Genomic DNA, 22,204 nt, shown 5'->3' with positions numbered 1-22,204 from the left:
TTATTTAAACGTTGTTAAAATCTCGTAAACGATAAACAAAGAAAAATTTATATTATGTAAATAACAGTAAAAAAAATTATATGTCAAACCCACTTCTACAAAAAAAATATTTTCTCATTCTAACAGGAATTGGAATAGGCATTATACTCTCACTCTCAACAATCATCATATCAACTATCTATCTAGAAAACATGACACAACCAGAAAGTAAAGTAGGAGCAATAGCGCCCGTAAAACAAAATGCGGATATCACTGCAAACGCAGGGATAGCATGTAGAGCAAATGGGGGACTAGAATGCGCAGAAGAGTGCACTACCTACATACTCCCCAGTGGCAACACAACCACTAACCAAAGTGAAGCACCATATGGACAAAACATCGGATGTTTAGAAACAGGAAACATTTATTGTTGCTTAAACTAACCTGAAAAGTCAAACTGGGGTACTTCACTCCAGTTAATTTTTTCTTCGATAACAGGTTGTGCGTGTGTTGAAGAATTATTCATCATTACAAGGGAAGAATTATTCACTGTTTGATTTGTGAGACTTGTTGAACCAATAACAGCAGATACGAAGAAGCACAGAAAAAGATAGAGAAACAATGAACAAATACGTTTTCTCCTTCACGTACGCCTCTGCTATGGAATGAACAAATCTTGTGTCCAAACCAAGAGTAACCTTTAAAAAGCACTCGTCACTTAAAACGTTGCAGAAACAATGGTTAAAGGAATCGCACCAAAACTCAAATGGAACAAGAAACGCTGGTTTAGCGTGCAAGCACCAGCACTCTTCAACGAAGCAGACCTTGGAAACACCGTTGGGTATGAAGAAAAAGACGTTCTTGGAAGGACTATCAGAACAAACGCATCCTTACTCACAAACGACCCTCGAAAACAAACCAGAAAATTCACGTTCAAAATCAACCAAGTAAAAGGAGACCGCGCAACAACCATTCTCAAATCATACGAGCTCATGGAAAGCCACATCAAACGACTTATTAGAAAAAACGGCTCACGAATCGACATTATCACAACCACGCCAACAAAAGACGGCAAAAACGTAACAGTCAAAGTACTCCTGCTCACAACCTCACAATGCACAGCAAACCAACGAAAAGACCTGCGAGCAAAAGGCATGCAATCAATCAAAACCCGCATAGTAGGACTTGAATATGACGCGTTCGTAACAAGCATCCTTCAAGGCGCACTGCAAAAAGACATCAAAAACGACCTTAAAAAAGTGCACCCGCTCAAAGTCACGGAAGTTCTCAAATACCGCGTTGCAGCATAGCACACGCTTCTTTGATAAAAAAGTTTAAAAGACCTCTCTCACTTGTTCAAATAATACCCTGCACCCGTAGTCTAGTGGTTAGGATATGGCGTTGCCAACGCTGTGACCCGAGTTCAAATCTCGGCGGGTGCACTTCCTTTATTATGAAATTCAATCTGTTTCTCAATGAAAACGTTGACTCAAAAAACAGAGCACCATTGCCTATCAGAAAGAGAGTGATACACCAAACCACCGTACACATCAAGAACCATGTCCGCACCGGCGCATTTCAATGGACGGGACGCTGATACGTAGGCAAGAGGAATTTCAAGTGAGGTCTCTGTTTTTTGTATTGATACGCCTTCAAGAACAAGGGGCTCAAGCAATGAAACAAGTTCTTGTTCCTGCGTGCAATGGCATAATAGAGAACGGTTCGCACTATGCGTATCCACCTCTAAGGCATATTGTTTTTTCCATTCTCTAACAAATTCAAACATAGCGTGAGCCAGAATGAGAATAACACGCTTTTTAAATATTGTTATTGCGCTTTTGGTTTAAACCGTTTCATAAGAAGCGAGTTTGTTACCACAGAAACGGAACTAAACGCCATTGCTGCACCTGCGATTGCGGGATTGAGAAGAAAACCAAAGCTTGGATATAAAATGCCCGCAGCAACAGGAACACTCACCACATTGTAGAAAAACGCCCAAAACAGGTTTTGCTTGATTTTTTTAAGCGTGTACTCGCTTAACTCAACTGCGCGAACTACATCACGCAAATCGCTTTTCATCAACACGATTTGGCCGGTTTCAAGTGCAACATCAGTGCCCGCACCAATTGCAATGCCAACGTTTGCACGCGCAAGCGCGGGCGCGTCATTAATGCCATCACCCACCATCACAACAAAACTGCCTTGCTCTTGAAGTTTGGCAATCCTGCTCTCTTTTTCTTCAGGAAGCACGTTTGCAAGCACATTACTAATACCTGCCTGTTTTGCAATAGCTTTAGCTGTTTGCTCATTATCACCAGTTATCATAAACACGCGCTTGCCCATTTTCTCAAGAGATGCAATTGCGCGTGCTGAAGAGGGTTTGAGCGGGTCAGCAACGCCAATCAGGCCAATCGCGTGCGCTTGTTTTGCAAGAACCATCACGGTCTTTCCCTCCTCTTGAAGTGAATTGAGTTGAGAACCAACCTTTGAAAGATCAACGCGTTTTTCTTTCATCAAGCGCGCGTTTCCAAGCAAAAAACGGCTTCCCTTATAATGCGCCTGCAAGCCCTGACCCGGGATTGCTTTAAAATTCGTAACTGAGGGGAGTTTGAGCTTCTTTTCTTTTGCCCGAGCAAGAATTGCCTGAGCAAGCACGTGTTCTGAATCTGCTTCAAGCATTGCCGCGTACGTGAGCACCTCGTCTTCGCTTGTGTTTGCAAGACCCATCACATCAGTGACTTGCGGCTCTCCTTTTGTAAGCGTTCCTGTTTTATCAAACACAAACGTGTCTGCTTTGTGCACATCTTCAAGCGCGTGCGCGTGCTTGATAAGAATACCGTTCTCAGCGCCTTTGCCCGTTCCCACAATAATTGCGGTGGGTGTTGCAAGACCAAGCGCACAGGGGCACGCAATAATAAGAACCGCTACAAGAATAGTAAACGAAAATACAAACGATTGCGCGCCAAAAAAGTACCAAAACGCAAACGCGAAAAGTGAGAAAACAATAACTGCAGGAACAAAATAGCCACTCACCGCGTCTGCCAAACCCTGAATAGGTGCTTTGCTTCCTTGCGCTTCCTCAACTAGTTTGATAATCTGGCTGAGCGCAGTTTGTTCGCCAACGTTTGTCGCACGAATACGAATCGCGCCAAGCTTGTTAATAGACGCGCCAATTACGGTATCCCCTTTTGTTTTTTCAACAGGAATACTCTCACCAGTTATCATAGATTCATCAACAGAAGAAATACCAGAAACAACAACACCATCAACGGGAATACTCATACCCGGTTTAACAAGCACGATATCTCCTTTCACGACCTCGCTTGCAGAAATTTCCACTTCCTTGCCATCACGAATAACAAGGGCTTTTTTTGGCTGCAAATTCATAAGTGCACGAATCGCGTCTGATGCTTTTCCTTTTGCAAACGCTTCAAGCCACTTGCCTAATGTAATAAAGGTAAGAATAAATGCCGCTGACTCAAAATAAGTGTGGGAACCAAGCACGCCAGGAAATACAATAACAAGCACACTGTAAAAATAAGCTGCGCTTGTGCCAAGCGCAATAAGCGTGTCCATATTTGCGCGAAAATGCAAAGCAGTTTTTATCGCGCCTTTATAATACCGGTGCCCAAGCAGAATTTGCACAGGCGTTGCAAGAAAGAATAAAATCTGGTTTGTAAAAGGAAGAGTGATGCCAAGCCAGCTAAGCGGAAAAACAAGTATGAACGCAGGAATGGAGAGCAGGATGCCAATAAGGGTAAGAACGCCCAATTTTTTAAGTTCTTTTTTTCGCTCAGCGTCACGCAGGGCATACCTATCCTGTTTTTTCTCATCACTGCCCAGTATGTCATAGCCCGCGTCTTTAACTGCACGCGTTAGTTCCTCTTGATTTGTATGAACTTCATCATACTCAATATGGGCTTGTTCTGTTGCATAATTCACCGATGCGTCCTGCACACCCGTAACACTTTTGAGCGCTTTTTCTATGGTAAGCGCGCATGACGCGCAATGCATTCCCTTAATCTGCAACTGTTGTTTAACCATTGCCTACAACCCTACTAAACTATTTTTTTGCTCATATATCTTTCCATTCAAACGTGCGCGTGGTGCCAAGCAGTTGAACAACAAGTTTAAGGCGTAAAACATCCTGAGAAACGCCCTCAAACACGAGCGTGCCGCTTACGTGATGCCCACTAATTGGAGCGCCCACCCACGAAGAAAGACTAGTCCATGCCTGTCCATTAATTTCAAGCGAGCTTTCCTTCACAATATCAAAAGCCACATCATACTGGTGATTGTTAATGCCAATATCAAACAAAACAGCGCCATTCTCAACGCGCGGCGTCACATCAAACACCACATCCAACTGCGAATCAGTAAGTGTTTGCAAAGAAGATGCAGGAAGCGAAGCAAGCGCAGTCACGTCAAGACCGCTGCCAGGAGCCTGGAACATGATAAAATACGCAACAAAAACAACCGCACTCATGCCAAGCCCTGCTTTGAATGCAACATCAAAATTCAAGGAAGGCAAGTACATTATATCTTTGAGTAGTCCGTGCTTTTGCAATTCACGCAGCATAAACAAAATGCCTATCACGTTTGAGAGCACGCCAAAGAGCAGGAATACCGGCGTGTAGTCTGCGAGAAACAAACCAACCGCGCTCACACCAAGAAGCGGAACAAAATCAGTAATGTGATGCGCACAGCACGCAACCATTGAGCCTGCACTCATTGCACCACTTACTTTTGCCATGCCGCTTGCTTTTGATTTGTAATGCATGAATGCAACAAGACCAAGCTGAATACCAAAACCAACAACAAGCGGGATGATAAAATACCAGTACATCTCAAATTGTTCAATAGTATGATTAACCCCATTAAACAGGGTCAGAATGCTTGCATAAAATCCCAACAACAACGCTGCGCCAACAACACCGATGAGCTTTGGGGTCCAGCGAATTTTTATTTCCATGATAGCTAAAAAAAAGAAAGGTTTGCTTTAGCGTTTGAGTAAACGCGCAAGCAAGCTTTTACTTTTTTTTTCCTCTTTTTGCTGAGTTTTTTGTTTTTGTTTTTTTGATTTATTACTTGAACAACAATCTCCCATCGTATATCACTATAATTATTCTCTGCAGCAGTCAACCGCGTGTTTGACAAAGTCTGTTACTTTCTTAAACAAAGGCGTTTTTTCAACAGGCTCAATTGCTTCTTTCTCTTCTTTGCTCAGCCCTTGAGATTTCACCACACCCGTATTTATGGCAAAAAAAAGCGAATACAAATCAAAAGCAGAAGAAAAAAATTCATCTGCCTGTGCATGATTCTTTTTTGCAAGCTCTTTTGTGCCGACTTCAATTAAGCGCATGCTTGCAGCAAGCAAGTGCTTGCTTACGCACCATTCCTCGCCCTGCGGGTTTTTCACGATTTTTGCAAGCATATTCTTTCGAACATTCCTCACTGCGTCAAGCATTGCTACATATTTCTTGTTGTTTGTCTTCATTGCACTAAAATAGAAATGCTCTTCTAAACTGACAAGATTCATAATTGCAATGCTCAAATCCTCATCACGCGACAAGTCAACCCCCTCCTGTTTGACACGCTCAACCTGTTCAAGCCATTTGTTGACTTCAGGCTTCATACCATCACCTTGCTAATAATAAGCTGCAATACAATACTCACAAGGGTAAGCAAGCCAAGTGCAAAAGCAATGCTTTGATAGGGGAAAAGCACGCTTCCACGAACTTCTTTTACAAGGTTGTGCAGTTTGAATGCAATCAAACTGGTTGTTGCACCAATCACGCTTCCAAATACAAGACTGTTAATGCTATACACCCTGTTCAAAATAGAGCCGGGTTCGCCAAACAAAAGAAGTGGCAACATAACCATTCCCGTATTAAGTGCCATGAGCGGCACGACCGTAAGCAAAAATGATGCTAACACAATAACCGGGTTTTGCGCAGGAATTTTTTGCCCGTATTTTTCTTGAATTTTTCTGCTCATCCAAAGACCTGTTGAGATAGCAAAGGCGCCTACAAACACGCCAATAATACTTGCATCAACGCCAAAAAGTGATGCGGAAAAAACGGCAAACCCGATTGCCCCCGTACACAGGGGGCAGTGGGCGCGTGCTGCACTTGCTGAAATAAGCATTGCAAGAACTGCAGCGAGTTTTTTCATAAGTCAACCACCATGAACACGTCTCCAACAGCTCCGTTATTGAGTGTGTAGACAATTAAGCCGTCTCCATTTCCACCCATGCCCGGACTATTGCGTGGCATGCCCGGAACAGTTATGCCGTCAATAGCAGGTTGTTCGTCAAGCAGTTTTTTGATTGCCTGAACCGGAACGTGTCCTTCAACCACGTAGTTTCCTACAATTGTTGTGTGACAGCTTGAGCCATTAACCGGTATATTGTACTGTTCTTTGATTGTGTTGATATTAGCTACTGACTCAGAGTCAACGCCAAAACCATTGTCGCGCAAGTAGCTCATATACATTGAACAACAACCACACGTTGATGAGTGAAAAACCTTCACTGATTCTCCACCAAGTTCGAGCGTGTCAGCATTTTGACTGCCAACAGCAAGGCCTGTTGTTGCCGGCTGATTGAACAAAACGCCGCCAATCAAGACACCCACAATAAGAAGCGCAAGTGCACCCACACCATAATATATGTTTTTCATGTTCATCACACCATATGTGTATGACCAGTGAGTGGGCGAAACAGCTTATAATAATACGTTTGAAACTAGTTTCAAAGGCGCACAATAAGGTTTGTCATGCCTCTGCGCCTTCTCTCAATAAGACCTTTTGTTTCAAGCCGGTCAAGAATGCGCGTTATTTTTACTTTAGAAAATTCAGTCTTGCGCACCAGGTCTGATTGAAACACAGAGCCTTGTGAATCCTGCACAAGGTTAAAAACAGCTTGTTCCTCTTCATCCAACTCGCGCTCTGCAATAGCAGGAACGGGTTTTTGAACTACATGATGGGCACGTGAGCGCTTGCTAAATGATATATAGACTACAAGAAATGCGGCAATCACCAGACCAAAACTCGTAAAATACCCAAGAAAATAGGGGGTTTCATTACGGTCAGTGTGCAAACAATACCCATTGGACAACACACATGAATCCCCGTTTAATTCCATTATCTTATCATTGAGAAAATCCTCATTTGCGCGAAACTGATATGTAGAAACAAAAGATGCCATGGCAAGGATAAGCAGTAAGAGGGCAAATAGCTTTTGTTGCATTATCAAAACGTACAAATAATCCCTATTAAAAGGTAGTGGTTTTCACTATTCTTTCACTATTCTTTACGCCTCTTTATATGTTCTAACCTTACTAAGCTATAGTGAGGTGAGACAATGAAACGAGCATTATTCGCGCTTGCAGCAATTATGGTAGTTGGAGGAATTGCGTTTGCCCATGGCTATGCTAACAATCCAACTGGGGAAGGAAACTTCCTGCAGGACATGCTTGAACACTTCCAAATAATGCATGACCAACCTGATGCCGACGTTGATGACATGATTGCATTTCACAATGAGATGCATGGCAATGACTCAAGTCTTGGTGATATGATACAACACCACAGAAGCATGCATGGTGAAGACGCAGATTTTGGCGGCTGTCCAATGCATAACTAAAGAAAAAAAAATCTTTTTCTTTTCTTTTTTTATTCTACAATTAATTGTCCAGTCATTCTTCCGTGACCACTTCCACACGGAACTGAACACGAGAAAGAAAACGTGCCGGTTTTATCTGCAATAAAGTCAATGTGCACATCCACGCCGGGGTTTAGATATTCACTAATTCCAAATTCAGGAAGCATAAAACCATGCGCCACATCAGTGCTTTCAACGTGCAATTCAACACGGTCTCCTAGGTTTACACGTATTGTTGATGGAATAAACTCCCATTGTTTTGCAATAATCTCAAACTCCTTTATCTCGCCAGTGAGTTGCACATCAGGTGAGGCATCGTTTTGTGTTTGACCAAGGCTGTTCTCACTCTCAGACGCTTAGCCTAAGAGGATGCTGTTTTGCGTGCAACCAGCAATAACTAAGACGCCGAGTAAGAACAGACCTGCAACATAATTTTTGTTTATCATAGTATTTCACTTCCCCTTACGGTAGAGCACTGTTCATCGTATCACAAAGGTCCCCTTCATTTCGCTATGGCCAAAACCGCAATAAATTGTGCAGATAAATTCCCACACACCTGCCTCATCTGCAAGAAATTCGAGCACAAGAGGCGTTCCTTTTCGTATAATAGTACTGATATCATAGCCTGGAATGTTAAATCCTTCGATTTCAAACCCGTGAGGAATGTCTTCAACTTCAATAATAAGACGCACGCGCTCTCCCTTATTCACAATAATGAGGGCAGGGTCAAAGTTGAATTGCTGCGCGCTTATACGAATCACGCGCACGCCATCTTCAAGTGTGCCGCTTGCAGCCATATCCGTATATTGATTGCTGTTAACATCAATGAGTTTTTGTGCCTTGATGTAGTCGTTATCAAGGGTAGCTTGCGTGCATCCTGAAATAACGGGCAGCACGAATAAGAGTCCTAAAAGAAGTTTTGTTTTCATCATGTTATAAGTCACCACTATAAACCTGCTTAATGTAATCTGTTTTGATAACTGCAACATCCCTGCCTGCATCATAGTCAACTGGAAGAGGGGAACGGGGATTTCCAGAATACACGACTCTGCCGGTTAATGCATCAACTGCAACATAAATAGGATATAACGCTTTGACCTTAACAAGCCAAAGCGGTCTTGTTTTTTCAATAACAAGAACAGGAAGCGTGTCTGTTGGTTTGGCATTAAAACGAATTTCTGCAATGTATTGTGCAACCCGGTACGAAATAGCAGGGGTTAGTGTCATGGCACTTTTTTGGTAGATAAAAAGAGGTGCTCTCCAGGAAACAATATCTCCTGTGTGGCCGTCTACTTCAACTTCAAAATAGTCATTTGCAACAAGAATGCCTTCAACTTGGCGATACCAGGTGTGGCGAAATTGTCCTGAATACTCCTGCACTTCTTCACCATACACGAGTTCTTGGCGTAAGCGGTTTGCAAGCGTTTGAAAAACCGCTTCTGCCTTTGCTCTTCGTGCTTCTTTACTAAAAAGTATTGCCTGTGATTTAGCAGAAATAAGCGAGTTATTTCTAAAACCAATAACAGAAAAATCAATTGGGCTTATAATTGCATACAATTCCTTATCTGATTCAAAATTAACAATCAGTGCTTCATGCTCGTAATCAATGCGTGAAGGCGTATTTGTTGTGTTAAAAAAATCTTTGGCGCTTTGAACCACGCCTTCTTCAAATAGGGTGTTAAAACTTAAATCAACGCCGTACAACACATTACTGTGCGCAAACACACCAGTAACGATTGTTAATAAAATTGTGGGCAATAGTAACCGTTTCATAGTATTCATAGTATATCACTCATAGACTATAGCAATGTCATCACGGTCGCGTAACACAAGATTCTCAGGGTCTATAACATCAAACCCGTTTCGTGTTACGCGCAACTGATGCGTTTGGTTCATGCAAAATTCAAAAATGCAACTCTGGTTAAATGTTTTATTCCAAATTACAAAAAAGTCGGAAAGGTAAAAATCTCTTGAACATGGCGCTTCAACATGGAGCTTGCCCGTACCCTCATGCGTATGTATTGGACTCATCCAGTTTGATGCAATACCTATATTTGCAGGAATTGCATACGCTTTTCCCAGAATTGAAATGCGCAGAGTAGGATGGATGTGGCTTACTAACTCCAAATGCTCTCTAATATTCATCAATTCAACCGGGTCAGATTCGCACACGTACGCGTGCGAGGCAAGTGATGAAACACCAACCACAAGTGCGAGTGAAACAATAACAAGCGCGCCAAGCAGGCCAACATGTGATGCTTTAATAGTAATACTCGGCAAAGAGATACGTTTCGTGCTTTTTTGTGCGTGTTTTGCACTCGTGTGCATTTCAAGACCCTGCTGTGAGCTAAACTGTTTTGAACAAACAGAGCACTCAAACGTGTTTGTCATTTCCTTACCCCCCTATGTTTTGCCCGAAACATAAAAAAGAGGGCGAGCACTAACATAAAAATGGCAAAGAGCACAAAACTCACTACGTTTGCAGGAGCCCACGCAATAAGCCAATCTTGAAGTGAGTAAAAGTATTGTTTTGTTCCAAGAAAGTCCCATGTGTTAAACACACCTGTTCCCTGAAATACAATTATTATCGCACCAAGAAGAACAAAAATAATGCCTGCAATCAGGTTTGTTGAATGAATTTTAATAAGCCGCGCTCCTATTTCAAAATTAAAGGTTCTCCCCTGCAAAAAGCGCGATTGTGACAAGTTTAAGCGGTCATAAAACATTGAAATAATAAAAAGCGGCGCGAGATTTCCAAGTGCATAGAAAAACATCAGCAACGCTGAAAAGAGAATATTATGCAAAAGAGCGCCAAGACCAAGAATTGCTGCAAGAATCGGACCAAGACACGCAGTCCACCCTAATGCAAAAGCTGAACCGGATAAAAAGACGCCGGGAATATCATTTGAAAATCGCTTCTGGATTCTAATAAAAGAGCCAAAACCTCTGCCTGAGAGAGTAATAAAACCCATAAAAATAAGAAACAACCCGCCAATAGTGACTACAACAGGGCTTTGAATTGCAAGAATTGTTTGCTCTCCAATAAAGCCGGCAACAACACCCATAGCAACAAACACAAGAGAAAACCCAAGAAAGAACACCAGCGTCATCAAAGTGATGTTCTTTTTTTCCTTAAAAGTTATTGAAAAGTAAGCAGGCAGGATAGGTAAAATGCACGGGGAGAGTATAGCAAGAATGCCTGCAACAAACGCGATAAAAAAAGATATGGTTACGCTAAAATCAAGCAAATACTGGTTGTTGTATTCGCGAATCTTTTGCAATCCAATAGGTTCATCAGTTGTTTGAGCAAACACAAAAGAAAACAAAAGGGGGAGGAGTAATGCCACCCCCATAAGTTTGAACGCGTTTGCTCGTTTCATTGTTTTCAACCAGATACAACGGTGTTGCTTGTTACATTCAAGTACGGTTGACCTGCAAATTCAACACTTCTAAACACGTACGTACCATCACTCTCAACAGTGCCGACAGGCGCCCATGCATTCACCAAAGAAGGGTATGCTGCAAGGTCGTCAAACATGATAAGAGCAGGCAACTTTTCAATGCGGTACTCCTCAATTATGACTTGCGCTTCTTCACTTGATGCGTTAAGTGACGTGACATTGCTCAAAGGAAGGGCAAAATTTTGGAGGATTGGCGTGTGAAATACTTGTGCTGAATAGCACGTTTCACACGTGTCCGCTTCAATAAAAAGCACGCCCACGTTTCCGCGCGCCCTGCTTTGCACAATATCAAAGTACGGCGGGGTTTTTGTTCGAAGCACGTACGTGCCATCTAATGCAACCGTTCCAATTTGCGCCCATACACTTGCAAAATCAGTGTATTTATTCATGTCACCGATTAACACCAGCGACGGCAACGCGCTTATGTTATACGCGCTGATAAACGATTTTGCCTGCGCGCTTTGTGCAAGAAGCGTTTTGTTCTCAATAAGAGCAATGCCCAGTGATTCTATCTGGCTTACCAGCGGGTCAAGTGAAATACATGACTCACAGCTTGGTTCAATAATAGCAAACGCACTCACATTGCCCTGAACTGCTCCGGTTTGCGCATCAAGAAATGGCGGCTCAATCGTGTCAACAACAAGCGCACCACCAGAAAGGTGTGCGATTGGCGTGACAACACGCTCAAGTGATGATGACCGGTTAAGCTCACCTGATACAATAACCGTCGGCACACTTGTTATGCCAAACTGGGCTATGATTTGTTTTGCTTCATCTGATGAAAAATCAAGCGTGCCTTCTTGTGTTACATTAACGCCTGAATTCTTGATTTTCTCAACAACACTTTGAATGTTAAAACATTCAGGACAATTATTTGTAGTAATGGTTAAAAGCGCGATTTCTGCGGGCCGTGCCTCTTCTTTTGCGCTGAGCACCGCATCATGAACAATACTGCCAAGCGTCATTGATTGAAACGCGCTAAATGCAAAAATAGCAAAGACAACAACACCAATAAGCGCAACATATTTTGTTTGGGGTGTTGTGACAATTTTGAATTTTCTTAATCTTTTCTTCATAGTTCTCCCTCATAAAATAATGGTTTGAAAGATGCAACACCACTGGTTCTTAGCATCCTCCAACCATTTGTGGCAAGTCACTAATACTGTCCGGTAAGGACTGAGTTTGGCCAGATGAATCTCCTGATTGCGTGGCAACACTTGTTCTTGAAGAGGACGAGCCAAGTGAGAGACCTGCTGATGCAATCTCATTTTTCATCAGGGTAATCTGGTACGCTTGAAACGCGGCGCCAAGGATAAGCACGCCAAGAACCACGTACAAAAGCGTTTTTTGGTCCAGTTTAATTGTTGTTTCTTTCATGTTATCACCATTACTGTACTAACAGCCTCCAACCATGCCTGGCAAGTTTTCCTGCAAGCCGGAAGTATCTCCTCCTGCAAGACTCAAGCCAAGTTCTATCATGTTTTTTGGGAAGAAAAGCGTCTTCCATTTCATTGCTTCTTGTAATATTTGCCCGTCAGGCATATCAGTGTATGCTGAGAGGTACAATGCAAGACTGAGCATTGCAGGATTGTGCTGGCATCCGCAACGTGAGTTGCCCTGGGAGTCAACGCCAATTGGGCCAACACCACAGCAATACTCACAAGATATGCCAACCGGTTTTGTGGCAAGACTGATAAAACGCTGCCAGCCATCAGGATTATTTGTTTTAACTTCACTTTTAAGACCCTCATACATTCGTGCAAGCGTTGAAAGCGACGTTATAGGGTCGTCAAAACTCACACTAAGCGCAGCACCATATGAGGGTGTTCCTGTTGGAAACATATATCTCATCACGTCTTCTTGGGTTTTAAACTCCTGAATGGGAAAAACTGCAGCAACCGTGTGCCCAGTTGACTTGAGTGTATTAATATCAAGAGATGAAAGTTCCGCAGAGTACGCCCCGCCCACAGAAGCAGTTGCCATACCAGTAACAGACTGAAGCTGGAGTACGTTAAAACCAATAAGCAACGCAGAAACGCCCAGCATTACGAGCACAAGAGGAGTAAACAGTTGCTCCCCTTTTTTCTTTTTATGACCATGTATTGATTTAACAAAACTATCATCGGGTATAATGGTATTCATACATTCACCTTACGCATAGAACAGTTTCTTGCATGAAGCATATTTAAACACATTGAAATAATTGTGAAAAAATTGTGAAAATATATAAAAAGGGCAGGAGTTTAGACCGTGTACGTATGAACCTTATTCAACGAAATACCATATTCATATTGCTGTTTGTTTCAGCACTCCTGCTTGGCGCAGTTATTATAATGAACATGTGGTCTTTATACGAGTTTGAAAACACCGTTTCAGATGAATGGAATCACAATCAACAAATCAAAACAGATTTTGCGGCAAGCAAAATTGCAGAGCATATTCTCCAAGTCAGAAATGAACTCGTCTCACTTAGCACGTTTCCAACTATTATTGACCTTAACATCAACGAGTGTAGTGGAGATTTAAGCATCATACATGAAAATATTGAAGGCGTGCTCAACACACTGCTTCGAACAAACGCGCAGGGGGACGTGACAGAGTGTTCAAGCCCGCGATTTTCAAGTTATGTTGGATTGAACGTGAAGAATACAGATTATTTTTCTATTCCAAACCAAACCACTCAACCATACATTAGCAGCCCGGTTCAGAATCATGACCGTTCACAAGTCATTGTATCAACACCTCTGTTTAAAACTACAACATACATACCCTACCCAAATGTGTTAGGCGAGTTTAAGGGCATTATATTTACTATAATTGAGCTGGGGGATTTGTACTACCGGTATGCGCACCCCCTTCTTGACACGCAAGAAAGTTACGCATTTATTGCAAGTAAGAGAACTAATGCATCCATCTTTTCAACACTCAACACGAGCTTAAAAAATGTAAGTGCGAGCACGCTTGAGCAAACGGTTTTGCAAACATATGGTGAGAGCATCATAACGCGTTCAGGATTCATCATTGGCAATGAAACATTTTTGATATTTTTTATTACCCCGCAGAGAGCGCTTTCAGGAAATTTTGAAGCAATCAGAACACAACACACCCTTAGCCTTGGTATTGTTGTTTTGTTTGCAGGCGTTTTGGGTGCGCTTATTGTTTATGTTTACCGTTCAGGAAAAACATCCGAGCACACGCTCGCACAGGCAAAGGACTTGCTGAGCACAATGGGAATTACTATTGAAAAGGAACGCAAAACGTTCTCAAACAGTAAGATAACTATTCAAAAAAAAGGGGTGTATCTTGTAGAAGAGGAAACACAACATGAGGCGTTTGAACTCTTTATTAGCATGCTCAACAAGGGATACGCAGGTCTTGGCATTGTGCGCACAAATCCAAACACAATCCAAAAAAAATATGGCTTGAAAAAAACACCACTGGTATGGCTTACCTCAGACCAACAGGTTGAAAACCGCGTCTCAACCCTTGACGAACTCAAACAGCTTATACACGAGTTTATCAAAAAAAGTGAGAAAAGCGTTATTTTCATAGAACGGCTTGAATACCTTATCGCGCACAACTCATTTACTGATGTTCTCAAAATGGTCTACACCTTAAATGATGTACTTACTGCTCGCGATGCGATTATCATTCTTTCAGTGAATCCCGACTCCCTGCATCAAGAGGAACGCAAATCCCTTGAAGCAGAAACAAAAAGCGTGTATGGCCATGCGAGTGAAAAAATCAAACTCAAAGCAGATGAACTTGCTATCCTTGAATATATTAATGCACAAAATACGCGAAACAAAAGCGTAACCTACAATGAGATAACACGCGCATTTAAGATAACAAAGCCCACAACCCGCACAAAAATACGCGCGCTTGAACAAAAAGGCCTTATCAAGGTTCAGCCCCTTGGCAGGACAAAAACAATCACCATTACCCCGCTTGGAAGAAAACTCGTGTAATGCGCGTGTTGGGAAGATTTGCTTTTAAACAACGTGCACACATAGGCAAAACATAAAAAACAACGCACTGTTTTGAATACGTATATGGAACAGCTTATTATTATCGGCTCTGGCGTTGCAGGTCTTACTGCAGCAATTTATGCAGCACGCGCCGCGCTCAGACCGCTTATCATCACCGGATACGAAGAAGGCGGACAACTTACGCTTACAAGCGAGCTTGAAAACTTTCCAGGATTTCCCGAAGCACAAACAGGACCTGAATTTATTGAGCGCATGAAAAAACAGGCAGAGCGCTTTGGAACACGTTTTGTAACCGACAAGATAACACGCATGAAAAAAGAAGCAAACGTGTTTGAACTCAAAGGTCAAGAAAGCGTGTACAAAGCAAAAAGCGTTATTATCGCAACAGGCGCGAGCGCACGAACGCTCAACATCCCTGGAGAAAAAGAATACTTAGGAAGAGGGGTAACCACATGCGCTACGTGCGATGGATTCTTTTATCGCGGCAAAAAAGTCTTTGTTGTAGGGGGAGGTGACAGCGCGATGGAAGAAGCATTGTTCTTGTCAAAACTCACTGACAACGTGACAATCATTCACCGAAGAAAAGAGTTTCGTGCATCAACCATTATGCAGGAGCGCGTGAAAAACAACAAAAACATTCATATCATCTATGATTCACAAATTGTCACGTTTAAAGGGGATGGCAAAAAATTGGGCACTGCAATTGTTCGAAACATACAAACTGGTGAGGAAAAAGAGCATGCAGTTGATGGAGTCTTCATTGCTATTGGTCACATTCCAAACACCGTGCTTGTAAAAGACCTTCTTAATCTCAACGAGCAGGGATACATACAAACAGAGCAAGACGCAAAAACAGTCGTTGATGGATTGTTTGCTGCAGGCGACGTGCAAGACCCGGTGTTTAGACAAGCAATTACTGCTGCAGGAAGCGGATGCAAAGCAGCCATGCTTGCTGAGCGCTACCTTGCAAGAAATTAAAGAATGTCGTGTGCTTTAAGCACGTCAATAAGCCGTTTTTTATCAAAGCCAACAACCACATCATCTTCAATCTTTGTTTGCGGAACCCCAATTTGACCAGTAAGCAAGAACACGTCTTCAAAGCGTTTTGGATTTGCTTGCACATCAACTTCGCTAAACGCGATTCCTTCTTCGTGTAAGAATTGCTTTACTGCTTTGCAGTACTTGCACGAGGGTGTGGTGTAAACGGTAACGCGCGGATTCGTTTTTGTTTTCTGCGGTTTTTTGAGCGCGCCAGATGAAGTGCTCATACTAGTTCTTTTCCACGAAAAAGAACCTTATAAACATTTCAGAAGCAAAAACTGTTTTACAATTCAATTGAAACATCACAAAATTGGGAAATAACGGGAATCATGTCTTTTGTTTGCGAATCAGTTACCGCAATCAAAACACCGCCAAGCGCTAACTGGCGGAGTTTGGTTACCAGAAAATGAATGAATTTTTCAATAACCTCCGGCGAGTGATATACGCGCAGGGTTGAAACAGAATCGAGAATGACTACTGAATACTTTCCACTGTTGATTGCTTTTGTTATGGCAATAGAAAGCTCAGTAAGAGAGCGAACCCCGCTACTAGTAAATGAGCACCGATTCGGCTTCTTTTTTGGCACCATCCCGCCTGTGGCGTCAAGCACGTGCAATCTTTCTTCGCTAATCTTAAGCGACTCGCGAAGCGACATAATTGACGAACAGGGTTTGTTAAGTGATATGTACACCGCGGCATGGTCCTTTTTTATGAGCGTGACCTTAAGCAGTTTCTTAAGAGAACCACTATACGCTTTTGGGCTAACCGTAACACTACAAATGTCAGTTTTCCCAAGAGATGCAAGTTTTGAATACAAACTATTTTTTGTCATAGGATACATACCGTGCGTGCGGTGCGTTATGCATATAAGCAGGATAGAAAAAAGAGTGAAGAAAAGAAGTCTGTTTTTTGTTGTTTTGAGTAGCACAAAAAAAGATGAGCTCACTATGTTTAGTCATGACTAAATAGGATATCGGACTCCGATGCGCATACGCGTCGACCTTACCCATAGGAAAAACACCGCATAACAGTATATGAGAAGGGTATCTATTTAATTTATTCCCCAAAAAACAGAGATAACAAAGCTTAAAAAGTCCTAGACTGATAGTGAGAGCCAGTATGGTTGCAGTTATGTGGACAAATGCACTCTTATTAGGAGGAAGTGTTCTTACGCTTGGCGCCTCACTGGGCATTAGTTTGCATGGTCTTTCTCGTATCCTTGAAAAATTGAGAAACGCGCGTTATGAAAAACAAATCCAAGACCTTGAAAAACAACGCTCACTTCTCAAGTTTAGTATGATTCCAAAAAAAGAGCACACACAACTTCTCTTTGAGGCAAGAGGGGAGTGTGACCTGCTTCAAGAACGTGTTGCCACGCTTATTGAGCGGCAAAAAGAGATGAACACGCGTCTTTATGAGCTTACACGAGAAAATAAACATCTTGCAGGCACTGAGCAAACGCATCGCGAAATCGTTGAAAAACTGGCGCGCATTAAAGAAGATTATGAAGACGTGCTTGAACACGCGCACTCGTATCACGAGATTCTCAGCGAATACTTGGACCCCGTGAGTGTTGATGTATTGCTCACCCTTGTTGATGCACATCCCTACACGCTCACAACCCAAGACGTTGCAGACATTGTTGAAAGCACGCCTGAACGCGTTTTTGAATCGTGTAAAACACTTTTGCAACAAAAGTGGGTGCTTCAAACAAAAAACAAAAAAGACGTGTTTGGCGCGCAGTGGCGTGTAAACCCGAAACGGCGTGAAAATCTTTTTGCGCGCGCAAAAGAAAATGTTTAAAATGTGATTATCATTTTAAAACCCTGCTGCACGGGCTCGTGGTCTAGCGGTTATGACGCCGCCCTTACAAGGCGGATATCGCAGGTTCGACTCCTGCCGAGCCCACTGTTCATTTCTTAGTGCATTCCACAAAAATGAATATTTTTGGGAACCAAAAAATCGAAGATTTTTGCGGTCCTCTTTTTTTAAAGAAGATGCAGTGAACTCCTGGCGAGCCCATGACTGTTTTTTTTTTGGTGATGCAAAAACAGGACAAAGAAAGGTACCATCACCTTTTTATGAGTGTGTGCAATAGAACATGTTCATGACTGCCTTGCGTGATTCAACAAAACTCACCGTGCCGGGGCGCACGCTGATTCTTTTTTTTCTCATTATTATCACACAGATTCTGCTTGCAAGCAGTGTAATCGCACCTATTGTAAGCCTGCGCGTGCACCCTGTGCTTACCCTTGCAAAAGCCGTGCTCTCCATCATTATGTTCGTGCTTGTTTTTATCTACATTCAAGCGTTCACTAGCGCGCTTATCCTGCGCATTCTAAGACCAAGCCTTACGCGCCAGCACCTGCTTTCAACCAATCTTGTTTCAACCGGCTATTTCATACCCCTTATTCCTTTTGGCCAAATTATTATCCCCTTTCTCAGGTTGTGCGGAGCAAAAATTGGCAAGGGGGTTGTTTTCTCAATTGGAACAACCATACTTGAGCCAAACCTTTTGGAAGTAGGTGAAGGTACGCAATTTGGCGCATACACCCTCATTACCGGTCACGTCACTGAAAAAGACCACACGCTTTTCAAAACAGTTCGTATCGGAAGAAACGCGCTTATTGGTGCAAAAAGCATTATTATGCCTGGTGTTGTTATTGGTGACAGTGCAATTATTGCAACAGGAAGTCTTGTACCAAAAAGTAGAACTATTCCCAAAAAAAGTGTTTGGGGCGGGGTTCCTGCGCGAAAAATCAAGTAGGGCGCTAAAACCTAAACGTTTAAAATCAAAAACAGGGAGTAATCAAGTATGACACGCGTCATTCTTATAGCCTCAGGAAAAGGTGGGGTTGGAAAAACAACGGTTTCAGCAAACCTTGCAGTTGCGCTTACCAAACTGGGAAACGATGTGCTTGTTATTGATGCAGACCTTCGCACAGGACAAATTGGTCACCACTTTGGCTTGACAAAAAAGGATGAAACCCTCATTGATGTTTTGGAAGGAAAAACAAGCATTCACAACGTTGTGTACTATCACCCTGCGGGCATCAAGTTCGTGCCAACGGGCGGAAGCATGTACGATGTTGAAGCGCGCATTGACTCAAATCTTGGGGAAGCGGTGCTTGACCTTGTTGGCTCTGTGGACATCATTCTTATTGATGCTGCAGCAGGCATTGGCGAAGACATTGAAAAAGCAGCAAGCATTAGCGATGAAATTCTTATTATCACCAATCCTGAACTTCCCGCAATTGTTGAAGCACTTAAAATGCACAAGTTCGCGCTCAAACGTGGTCTCAAACCATTAGGCATTGTTATCAACAAATATCAGGGGAAAAATTACGAACTCACTGAGGAAAATATTGAAGAATTCACTGAACTTCCGGTTGTTGCAATCATTCCTGATGATGAGAAAGTCAAGCGCGCCATCATGGAACAGACGCCTATCACGATTAGCGAGCCAAACGCAAAAACAAGCATGGAATTCAAAAAACTTGCCGCGCGCGTTGTTGGAAAAGAATATGTCTACATTGAAGAAACATTCTTTTCGCGGCTCAAACGCTTTCTTAAACGATACGTATAAAAGCGCTTCCCACACTGTTCTACCCAACACATGCCAAAACAACCCCCTGAGTTCAAAAAAGGATTTGTCGAAAAATACACAACCCTTCTTGGAAGCGAAACAAAAATGTTTCTTGATGTGTCAACCACGCGGCTGCCAGGCATTATCAGGGTAAACACGCTTAGAACACGGGTAGGAGAGGTTGAAGCAAGACTCAAAGCTCGTGGGTGGACGGTCAAAAACATGCCATTCTACGCGCCTGCACTTCGCATTGAAAAACGGGATATGGCTCTTGGAAACACGCTTGAACACTTTCTTGGCTACTACTACGTGCAAGAGAGTGCAAGCATGCTTCCTCCTCTTTTTTTAGAGCCGCAGAAAGGAGAAAAAATTCTTGACACGAGCGCTGCACCAGGAAGTAAAACCACGCAAATGTCGCAGATGATGGAAAACACCGGCGTTATTTACGCAAACGAACCAAACCTTGGACGCATTTCTGCGTTGCGCGCAAACGCACAACGTATGGGATGCAAAAATATTGTAATCACTAGAATGGACGCAACACGCATGAAAAAAACAGAATTTTTCGACCGCGTGCTTGTTGACGCGCCATGCTCAGCAGTGGGGGCAATCAGAAAGAATTGGGATATTATCCAGCAATGGAATCCCCATATGGGCACAAAATTGAGCAATCTACAAAAACGAATACTTGAAGGCGGCGTAAACGCGTGCAAACCGGGAGGCACTATCGTGTACTCCACCTGCACGCTTGAACCAGAAGAGAACGAAGCTGTTGTTGATTGGGCGCTTCAAAACCTGCCTGTTGAAATTGAAACCTTTAAGATTCGCTCATTTAAGACGCGTGAAGGCATAACCAGTTGGGAGAATCAGACATTTGATACAACTCTCAAACACGCGCATCGCATATACCCTCAGGATAATGATAGTGAAGGATTTTTTGTTGCGAGGCTGATAAAACAATGAAAGAAAAACAGGAAATAACGTTTTTTAGCAAACGCCAAAAAAAACAGTTAAGCACTGATTTGCACGAGCGTTTTGGCATAACTATTTCGTTTGAATCTGATGTAATTCTTCAAACAGGAAAACACAAGCTCTGGATATGCACGCCTGAATACGAGCAGACCAAAGAGCTACCCTACCGGGTTGAAACCATTGGTCTTTATTTTGGCCAGTATGATAAACGCAGCGCGCTGCGCTTGAGCATTGAGGGCGCAATGATGTTTGGCAAAGACGCGACTAAAAACGTGATTGAACTAGACAAAAAACAACTCGAGTACTGGATTCGCGGTGTGAATCTTGATTATTCTGGCACAAATGAAGGGTATGTTATTCTCACGCATCAGGGTGACATTGTTGGGTGTGGAAAAGCATTTCATGGCGGCATACTCAATCACGTGCCAAAAGAGCGACGCATCAAAAATCTTATCTGACCAATTATTTTTTTGTCCCGCACTGATGAATAACCAACCTAACTGAACACACGCATGATGTGTGAATCCAATTCTGAGCGGGAACCTATTTAGACACGCTAGAACGGGCGGCGCAAAACGTGTTCTGACGCTCCGGTTTGTTCTTTGAGATGCACAAGCGCGTCTTCAATAAGCTCATCCATAAACGACACGGCACCTCCATTTGAGTAATACGCGTAGCGCGATTTTATGGGGAGCGCGTGATGTTCTAGATAGGGAATGATTTTTTGACAGAGCTGAGAAAAGGATTGTGAATTTTGCACAACAACTGACAGGTCACGTGCAACACTGTCTCGTAGCGTGTAGAGCTCATGCATGATAAATTGGGGGTGTTGACGATACCAGGGAATGTTAAGCAAGCCTTCAAATGTTGTTATGTCAATGATGTTTTGTAACGGTTGTTCTTTCATACGTATCGGTTGGAAAAACACAAAATAACCGTATTTAAGCTTTTCTTTTACTTCTTTGCGGTGCAAAACGTATATAAAAATTGCACAACTATCATTAAACTATGGGAATGTCTCAAATACATATTAATCCAACATGGAAGAAATATGAAGCAAAGGGTTCACAAGAGATTCCAACAGGAATTGAAAAAGCTCAGCACATGGAAAAACTAACACTCACGTGGGGAGACCTTGTTGATATCACCCCGCTTACAAAACTCAAAGAGTTGCGCGAGCTTGATTTGTCGCACAATGATATTCGTGAATTGCCCGATAGCATACTCAACTGGCAAAGCCTGAGAAAACTCAAACTCAAGGATAACAAGATTGAAACGCTCAATGCGCGTATTCTTGAATTAAAAAATCTTAAAGAACTGGAAATATCTGCAAACCCCCTTAATAAAGAAAGCAGGCCGGTTCTTGAACAATTAAAACAAAAAGGCGTGAAAGTAAAAACGCGCTCAATACCCTTCTTCTAAGCGTGACCACTTATTTTTTTTCTGCATCATCTATTTTTTTTGCGCCAAAGAAGCATAGGAATTTTTTTAAAACATGAAAGTATGCGTTAGT

The 22,204-nt window shown here is 42.6% G+C and carries 29 protein-coding genes and 2 tRNA genes; 13 read left to right on the top strand and 18 right to left on the bottom strand.

The features are described 5' to 3' along the window. Positions 1-80 precede the first annotated feature (80 nt). The 3 genes from COT72_00235 to COT72_00225 all read left to right on the top strand — a co-directional run bounded on the left by COT72_00235 (position 81) and on the right by COT72_00225 (position 1,421). Positions 81-422: a hypothetical protein gene (locus tag COT72_00235; protein PIO00647.1), complete on the top strand. Its 342-nt coding sequence runs from the start codon at positions 81-83 to the stop codon at positions 420-422. A gap of 294 nt (positions 423-716) precedes the next feature. Further along, entirely contained in the window at positions 717-1,289 is a 573-nt protein-coding gene (locus COT72_00230) for a hypothetical protein (GenBank protein ID PIO00646.1), read from the top strand. A 60-nt stretch (positions 1,290-1,349) separates the two neighbouring features. Next, positions 1,350-1,421: transfer RNA gene (locus COT72_00225), tRNA-Gly, on the top strand. A 47-nt stretch (positions 1,422-1,468) separates the two neighbouring features. Here the strand turns inward: COT72_00225 and COT72_00220 are convergent. The 7 genes from COT72_00220 to COT72_00190 form a co-directional block, all read right to left on the bottom strand. Then, complete coding sequence (locus COT72_00220; GenBank protein ID PIO00645.1) at positions 1,469-1,765, bottom strand: hypothetical protein; 297 nt, start codon at positions 1,763-1,765, stop codon at positions 1,469-1,471. A gap of 41 nt (positions 1,766-1,806) precedes the next feature. Then, positions 1,807-4,023 carry a copper-translocating P-type ATPase gene (locus tag COT72_00215; protein PIO00644.1) on the bottom strand — a complete coding sequence of 739 codons (2,217 nt, stop codon included), beginning with the start codon at positions 4,021-4,023 and terminating at the stop codon, positions 1,807-1,809. Between the two features lie 31 nt (positions 4,024-4,054). Next, positions 4,055-4,951 (bottom strand): hypothetical protein, encoded by an 897-nt coding sequence (locus COT72_00210; protein PIO00643.1) that lies wholly within the window; start codon positions 4,949-4,951, stop codon positions 4,055-4,057. 150 nt (positions 4,952-5,101) lie between these two features. After that, on the bottom strand, positions 5,102-5,614 hold the full coding sequence (locus COT72_00205; protein PIO00642.1) for a hypothetical protein: 513 nt from the start codon (positions 5,612-5,614) through the stop codon (positions 5,102-5,104). Continuing rightward, entirely contained in the window at positions 5,611-6,153 is a 543-nt protein-coding gene (locus COT72_00200; protein ID PIO00641.1) for a hypothetical protein, read from the bottom strand. Before COT72_00200 ends, COT72_00205 begins: the two co-directional genes overlap by 4 nt. Then, on the bottom strand, positions 6,150-6,665 hold the full coding sequence (locus COT72_00195) for a hypothetical protein (protein ID PIO00640.1): 516 nt from the start codon (positions 6,663-6,665) through the stop codon (positions 6,150-6,152). The genes COT72_00200 and COT72_00195 overlap by 4 nt, the downstream gene beginning before the upstream one ends. A 65-nt stretch (positions 6,666-6,730) precedes the next feature. Beyond that, positions 6,731-7,228 carry a hypothetical protein gene (locus COT72_00190; protein ID PIO00639.1) on the bottom strand — a complete coding sequence of 166 codons (498 nt, stop codon included), beginning with the start codon at positions 7,226-7,228 and terminating at the stop codon, positions 6,731-6,733. A gap of 114 nt (positions 7,229-7,342) precedes the next feature. On the opposite strand from COT72_00190, the gene COT72_00185 reads away from it, so the two are divergent. Continuing rightward, on the top strand, positions 7,343-7,624 hold the full coding sequence (locus COT72_00185; GenBank protein PIO00638.1) for a hypothetical protein: 282 nt from the start codon (positions 7,343-7,345) through the stop codon (positions 7,622-7,624). A gap of 29 nt (positions 7,625-7,653) precedes the next feature. Here the strand turns inward: COT72_00185 and COT72_00180 are convergent, their stop codons facing one another. From COT72_00180 to COT72_00145, 8 genes are all read right to left on the bottom strand, one after another. Beyond that, positions 7,654-7,944, bottom strand: coding sequence for a cytochrome C oxidase subunit II (locus COT72_00180; GenBank protein PIO00637.1), 291 nt, complete (start codon positions 7,942-7,944; stop codon positions 7,654-7,656). 177 nt (positions 7,945-8,121) lie between these two features. Further along, complete coding sequence (locus COT72_00175) at positions 8,122-8,574, bottom strand: hypothetical protein (GenBank protein ID PIO00636.1); 453 nt, start codon at positions 8,572-8,574, stop codon at positions 8,122-8,124. A 1-nt stretch (position 8,575) separates the two neighbouring features. Next, complete coding sequence (locus COT72_00170; GenBank protein PIO00635.1) at positions 8,576-9,367, bottom strand: hypothetical protein; 792 nt, start codon at positions 9,365-9,367, stop codon at positions 8,576-8,578. A 63-nt stretch (positions 9,368-9,430) separates the two neighbouring features. Next, complete coding sequence (locus tag COT72_00165) at positions 9,431-10,033, bottom strand: hypothetical protein (protein PIO00634.1); 603 nt, start codon at positions 10,031-10,033, stop codon at positions 9,431-9,433. Continuing rightward, a complete protein-coding gene (locus COT72_00160) occupies positions 10,030-11,022 on the bottom strand; it encodes a hypothetical protein (GenBank protein ID PIO00633.1) in 993 nt (330 codons plus the stop codon). The genes COT72_00165 and COT72_00160 overlap by 4 nt, the downstream gene beginning before the upstream one ends. A gap of 5 nt (positions 11,023-11,027) precedes the next feature. After that, entirely contained in the window at positions 11,028-12,179 is a 1,152-nt protein-coding gene (locus COT72_00155; GenBank protein ID PIO00632.1) for a hypothetical protein, read from the bottom strand. A gap of 49 nt (positions 12,180-12,228) precedes the next feature. Next, the gene (locus COT72_00150) at positions 12,229-12,480 is read right to left on the bottom strand and encodes a hypothetical protein (GenBank protein ID PIO00631.1); all 252 of its coding nucleotides are present in this window, start codon (positions 12,478-12,480) and stop codon (positions 12,229-12,231) included. 18 nt (positions 12,481-12,498) lie between these two features. Beyond that, positions 12,499-13,245, bottom strand: a complete 747-nt coding sequence (locus tag COT72_00145) for a hypothetical protein (protein PIO00630.1) — start codon at positions 13,243-13,245, stop codon at positions 12,499-12,501. 116 nt (positions 13,246-13,361) lie between these two features. Here COT72_00145 and COT72_00140 point away from each other — a divergent pair, with 116 nt between their 5' ends. Together COT72_00140 and trxB are read left to right on the top strand one after the other, a co-directional pair. Further along, on the top strand, positions 13,362-15,071 hold the full coding sequence (locus tag COT72_00140) for a hypothetical protein (protein PIO00629.1): 1,710 nt from the start codon (positions 13,362-13,364) through the stop codon (positions 15,069-15,071). 84 nt (positions 15,072-15,155) lie between these two features. Next, complete coding sequence (trxB, locus tag COT72_00135; GenBank protein PIO00628.1) at positions 15,156-16,070, top strand: thioredoxin-disulfide reductase; 915 nt, start codon at positions 15,156-15,158, stop codon at positions 16,068-16,070. On the opposite strand, the gene COT72_00130 is transcribed toward trxB, so the two are convergent. Continuing rightward, entirely contained in the window at positions 16,067-16,360 is a 294-nt protein-coding gene (locus tag COT72_00130; GenBank protein PIO00627.1) for an NrdH-redoxin, read from the bottom strand. The genes trxB and COT72_00130 overlap by 4 nt on opposite strands. A 56-nt stretch (positions 16,361-16,416) precedes the next feature. Further along, entirely contained in the window at positions 16,417-17,079 is a 663-nt protein-coding gene (locus COT72_00125; protein PIO00626.1) for a hypothetical protein, read from the bottom strand. Between the two features lie 173 nt (positions 17,080-17,252). Between COT72_00125 and COT72_00120 the strand changes: the two genes are divergently transcribed. The 6 genes from COT72_00120 (at position 17,253) to COT72_00095 (ending at position 21,149) form a co-directional block, all read left to right on the top strand. Beyond that, complete coding sequence (locus COT72_00120) at positions 17,253-17,936, top strand: hypothetical protein (GenBank protein PIO00625.1); 684 nt, start codon at positions 17,253-17,255, stop codon at positions 17,934-17,936. Positions 17,937-17,968: 32 nt separating this feature from the next. Further along, positions 17,969-18,041, top strand: a tRNA-Val gene (locus tag COT72_00115). A gap of 193 nt (positions 18,042-18,234) precedes the next feature. Next, a complete protein-coding gene (locus tag COT72_00110; GenBank protein PIO00624.1) occupies positions 18,235-18,900 on the top strand; it encodes a hypothetical protein in 666 nt (221 codons plus the stop codon). Positions 18,901-18,948: 48 nt separating this feature from the next. Next, positions 18,949-19,719, top strand: coding sequence for a septum site-determining protein MinD (locus COT72_00105; protein PIO00623.1), 771 nt, complete (start codon positions 18,949-18,951; stop codon positions 19,717-19,719). Positions 19,720-19,749: 30 nt separating this feature from the next. Beyond that, positions 19,750-20,682, top strand: coding sequence for a tRNA methyltransferase (locus tag COT72_00100; protein PIO00622.1), 933 nt, complete (start codon positions 19,750-19,752; stop codon positions 20,680-20,682). Continuing rightward, a complete protein-coding gene (locus tag COT72_00095) occupies positions 20,679-21,149 on the top strand; it encodes a hypothetical protein (protein PIO00621.1) in 471 nt (156 codons plus the stop codon). Before COT72_00100 ends, COT72_00095 begins: the two co-directional genes overlap by 4 nt. Before the next feature lie 98 nt (positions 21,150-21,247). Here COT72_00095 and COT72_00090 read toward each other — a convergent pair whose 3' ends face one another. Further along, the gene (locus COT72_00090) at positions 21,248-21,664 is read right to left on the bottom strand and encodes a hypothetical protein (protein ID PIO00620.1); all 417 of its coding nucleotides are present in this window, start codon (positions 21,662-21,664) and stop codon (positions 21,248-21,250) included. 35 nt (positions 21,665-21,699) lie between these two features. Here COT72_00090 and COT72_00085 point away from each other — a divergent pair, with 35 nt between their 5' ends. Next, positions 21,700-22,113: a hypothetical protein gene (locus COT72_00085; protein ID PIO00619.1), complete on the top strand. Its 414-nt coding sequence runs from the start codon at positions 21,700-21,702 to the stop codon at positions 22,111-22,113. Positions 22,114-22,204: the final 91 nt, after the last annotated feature.

Source organism: archaeon CG10_big_fil_rev_8_21_14_0_10_43_11 (assembly GCA_002763265.1).
GTDB lineage: Archaea > Nanobdellota > Nanobdellia > PEZQ01 > PEZQ01 > PEZQ01.
This window is presented reverse-complemented; position numbering and strand designations above follow the sequence as displayed.